Source organism: Candidatus Korarchaeota archaeon NZ13-K (genome assembly GCA_003344655.1).
Lineage (GTDB): Archaea > Korarchaeota > Korarchaeia > Korarchaeales > Korarchaeaceae > Korarchaeum.
The window spans coordinates 1-3,662 of the sequence record MAIU01000100.1 but is presented as its reverse complement, the minus strand read 5'-3'; the positions used below and the strand labels follow the sequence as shown (position 1 = coordinate 3,662).

The 3,662-nt window shown below is 50.7% G+C and carries 7 protein-coding genes; 2 read left to right on the top strand and 5 right to left on the bottom strand.

All coding sequences use genetic code 11. The annotated features are described in order from the left end of the window. The 5 genes from BA066_07245 to BA066_07225 form a co-directional block, all read right to left on the bottom strand. Positions 1–210, bottom strand: a 210-nt coding sequence (locus tag BA066_07245; GenBank protein ID RDD52905.1) for a hypothetical protein, incomplete at its 3' end; no start/stop codon positions are given. A gap of 5 nt (positions 211–215) precedes the next feature. Next, positions 216–878 carry a hypothetical protein gene (locus BA066_07240; GenBank protein RDD52904.1) on the bottom strand — a complete coding sequence of 221 codons (663 nt, stop codon included), beginning with the start codon at positions 876–878 and terminating at the stop codon, positions 216–218. A 32-nt stretch (positions 879–910) separates the two neighbouring features. Then, complete coding sequence (locus tag BA066_07235; GenBank protein ID RDD52903.1) at positions 911–1,243, bottom strand: hypothetical protein; 333 nt, start codon at positions 1,241–1,243, stop codon at positions 911–913. Between the two features lie 6 nt (positions 1,244–1,249). After that, the gene (locus tag BA066_07230; GenBank protein RDD52902.1) at positions 1,250–2,113 is read right to left on the bottom strand and encodes a hypothetical protein; all 864 of its coding nucleotides are present in this window, start codon (positions 2,111–2,113) and stop codon (positions 1,250–1,252) included. A 19-nt stretch (positions 2,114–2,132) separates the two neighbouring features. Beyond that, the gene (locus tag BA066_07225) at positions 2,133–2,576 is read right to left on the bottom strand and encodes a hypothetical protein (protein ID RDD52901.1); all 444 of its coding nucleotides are present in this window, start codon (positions 2,574–2,576) and stop codon (positions 2,133–2,135) included. Between the two features lie 89 nt (positions 2,577–2,665). Here BA066_07225 and BA066_07220 point away from each other — a divergent pair, with 89 nt between their 5' ends. Both BA066_07220 and BA066_07215 read left to right on the top strand, forming a co-directional pair. Next, on the top strand, positions 2,666–3,025 hold the full coding sequence (locus tag BA066_07220) for a hypothetical protein (GenBank protein ID RDD52900.1): 360 nt from the start codon (positions 2,666–2,668) through the stop codon (positions 3,023–3,025). Positions 3,026–3,110: 85 nt separating this feature from the next. Beyond that, the gene (locus BA066_07215) at positions 3,111–3,464 is read left to right on the top strand and encodes a hypothetical protein (protein RDD52899.1); all 354 of its coding nucleotides are present in this window, start codon (positions 3,111–3,113) and stop codon (positions 3,462–3,464) included. Positions 3,465–3,662 lie beyond the last annotated feature (198 nt).

The following is a 3,662-nucleotide window of genomic DNA, read 5'->3' as shown; positions in this document are numbered from 1 at the left end:
CTGTATGTAGTACCTCATCTGGACAGCACTGGCCACAGCATCTATGAGTCCCAGATCATCCTTTGAGTTCAGAATCTCGATATATGGATATTTTGCGATCTTCTCGGCCATTCCAAAAGGTATCTGGGCTGATTCCTTCGTCAGCAGGAGCTTATCGTAGTTCATCTGAATTAGTCCTCCACCTCCACCACCCAGTGCAAATCCTCCCATTTACATCACACCTCCCCGTACAACAACCTGGCCTGATATATTGATCCAGTAGCTCCGGGATTCACGTTAACTATGCTTATCGTGCTTCCCGGATTAGCCGGCAATCCCTCATTCATCGCTATAAAGTCAGCGTACTGTACAACGCCTTTTCCTCCTAGGGGCACTCTGATGCTGTAGGCTGCACCACCTGATGTCCACTTTACCAGGAAGTCGTTTCCTTCCGATGCCATGATGAAGAAACCGTATATGTACCCTGATTTTCCTGTGCTGACTGTCTTGCTCACCAGGGCTGCGCCTGCAGCTGGAGCCGATACCTCACCACCATGAACCCAGCTCGGTACTACATTCCTACCCCATCTGTAAAGCCTGGCCAATACGCTTAATGCTACATCCAGGTTCTGTAGCTTGGCAAAATCTGAGCTCCAGTCCCTGGCTGTCACTGGAGTCCCATTTATCCCGATTATTTCCACTCCTGGTGCTGTGCCGAGCTCAAAACGTTGTGTCTGTGTGTTATACCTCAGGGGAAATGAGAGGACAGGTGTTAGCTTGTTGTTCAGCTTGAATAGGTTTAGCTCAGCATCTGTTGCCAGCTGGAATCTTAGCATCGGATCTATGACGGTTACCTCGTCTGCCTTGGCTCTCTGCGCTGTAGAGAGCTTTCTAGTCACGTAGCGCTTTTTGTAGCTCACGTGACCACCTTTTACTTGGTGGTCTCATCATACACGACGGTGACTATTACTGTCGCATCGGGTGATGTTGAATTGGCAGCAGTTAACACCAGCTCATCTCCGGCGTCAAGCGTGCAGTCTGCAGGTACTGGCAGCTTGTACGTGTTTATATCCTCAGCTGTGAGCTCATTTAGCCTAAAGGTGCCCTTGTTCAGGTATATTGTGACACCTGATGTGGCCGAGCAGTACGGCCTCAGCTCTATCAGCTTCCAGCTGGTCTTTGCCGGCACAGCTCTCTTGTCGAGTTGTGTCTCTGAGCTTACGGCCTTTGCTGTTCCCCTCAGCACAATTGTCTTTACCGTCATCCCACTTCACCTCCTCGCAACCGACCAGAGGCCTATTAAGCAGAGGAGCTCTGAGTTGGCTGCCACTGCATTCGTGCCATCGTACACAGCATCCATGTTTATGGTCAGCTTGTGACCCGGAAGTATGCTGTATGCTGGAGTCGTGAATATGTCCATTGTGTTTATGTCGGTCACAATAAGGTTCTTACCTAGCTCAACACTTATCCCCTTGTGGTCTATCGGCGAATAGAGCTCGAACTCCTCGTCCCACATGTGCAGGTAGGTTGGCCTCGTTCCCGCATTTGCCACGGAGCCAAATGACAGGGCCTTGAGGTCTATCTGCCTTCCTGATGGCATCACATATCCGTCCTTCACATCCGGGAAACCTGTTGGATATATAGCTGTGTCCAGGCTGTAGTTCCCTGAGGCATTTATCGCTCTGCTGTGCGTTATCATGGCGAATAGTATCCTGTTCTCTGATCTGCTCCTCCCAAGCTTTGTCTTGTCTATCCCCGGCTTGCCCACGCTGTAGAGCACGTGTACGGTCCCTGGTGCTGAGCTGAACACAAGCGTTATGTCCTCATCTTGATCTGCCTCGAAATAGGTGTCCGGCCCGTATAGGTCTCTCAGCAGCTGGCAGATTGAGTAGTCTGAGATTGATCCCTTGTATGGTGCTACATAAAGGCTGTCTCCCCAGGCTATCGGTATCCTGGTCACCGTGCTCGTTCCTATCACTACATCCATGTAGCTCTTGTTTGCTGGTCCATCTATCCAGATCTCCTCGATCCTGTGGCTCTCACCTGACTTGGCTGGGATGACAGCTCTTGTGGGGCTGTCGAACCTTGTGTACCTCAGGCTAAAAATATCGGGTACGGCAGGCCTGGCTGCCAAATCACATCACCTTCTCAGCTCACGTTCCCAGCAGCTCCTTCTTCTTGTCCACCAGCGCCTTGACCACAGCCTTTACCCTGTTGTCAACGTTCGTTATAGGATCGGCCGTCCTGTCAGGCAGCTCCAAGGAAGCCAGCGTCTCGAAATACGGCCTCACGTTCTCCTTCCACTTGTCAAGCTTGGCTCTTAACCCTGGCCCTATCCTTGTGGCTCCCACCTCAGTGGCAGGCTTCCTCCAGTCCTTCTCCTCATCGAGCTTCGCTATCTTCTTCTGCCTCCTCTTCTCCGCAGCAGCTGCAGTTACCCCATCGCTGTAGTTCTTCTCTGCAGCATCTGAGGCAGCCTTGTCCTTCCACTTCGCTCTCTGGACGGCCTTCTTGTACCTGTCAGGTATCACTGAGACTGCTCCCTCAAGGTTGCTCTTCGCCTCATCAAGAGGCGGGACCTCTATCTTCTCCGGCACCACCTATCACCTCCTCCCATATTTTACCCAGGTAGGGAGACCTGAGATGAGGCCTCCCATGCAGAAAAGCCCAGGCGATATATTTAAATATGACATGGATAGGCTATCTCCTGGTGATCCTGGTGAAGGATGTCCTGAGCTCAAGATATGCGAAGTGGCTCGAGAGGATGGTCCAGCTGAGGAAGGAGGCAGATGAGATGGACGGCTATCAGTTCGCCAGGATGCTTGTCAGGGCCTCAATCGGCACACTAAGGCTCTACAGGGCTGCTGGCCTCAAACCGATCAAGCACAGCATGCTTGAGACAATCCTCAGGCTTGATCATCTGTGGGAAAAGGATCCACAGGCCTTTAAGTGCACAATAGCTGCGATCAAGCTGAGGTTCGGGGAGGTGGATGTCTCCGATGTCCTCCCAATTCTGGAAAAAGATGAGGATCACGACTCCGGCTGATATCCTCGAGGCACCTCTTCCACACTTCCAGTATGCTGAGAAGAGAATCTTCCAGGCATATATACTGGAAACCGGAAAATTCGGATTGTGGGCCTTCGACATCCCATTACCCCATGATGAAAAACTGCTTGCTGAGAAGATCAAGGACCCACTTGTGCGTGAGATAGCAAAATATCTCACGGCGAAGAAGGTGGATGCTGCTTTCTCAACAGCTGCAGGATGGGAGATATGCGAGATAAAGAGACGGCCGTTGTTGAGTGGTATAGGGCAGCTCTTGGGGTACAAGGACCTGTGGTCCGAGATATACCGGGATGAGCCGATATCTAAACTTATATACGTTACTGTCATAGATGACCCTCAGATAAGAACAATATGCGAGAGAAATGGAATAGAGTTCTATGTAGTACGTGGGTTAGAATATCTTGGAGCAAGATGGTGAGGTGAAATAATGCCCTGTTATATAACACCTGACAAAACCAGGATAAAGATAACCAATCCTGAAACCGGTAGAGTGGAGTGCGCAGTCCTTGAGGCAATTCATCACGATTATGCGATCTATCGATTTCCCTCTACTGGTAAAAAAGTCCTGATCCTGTGCACGGAGCTAGCTAGATTCGAGAGCTGCTAGATGATATAC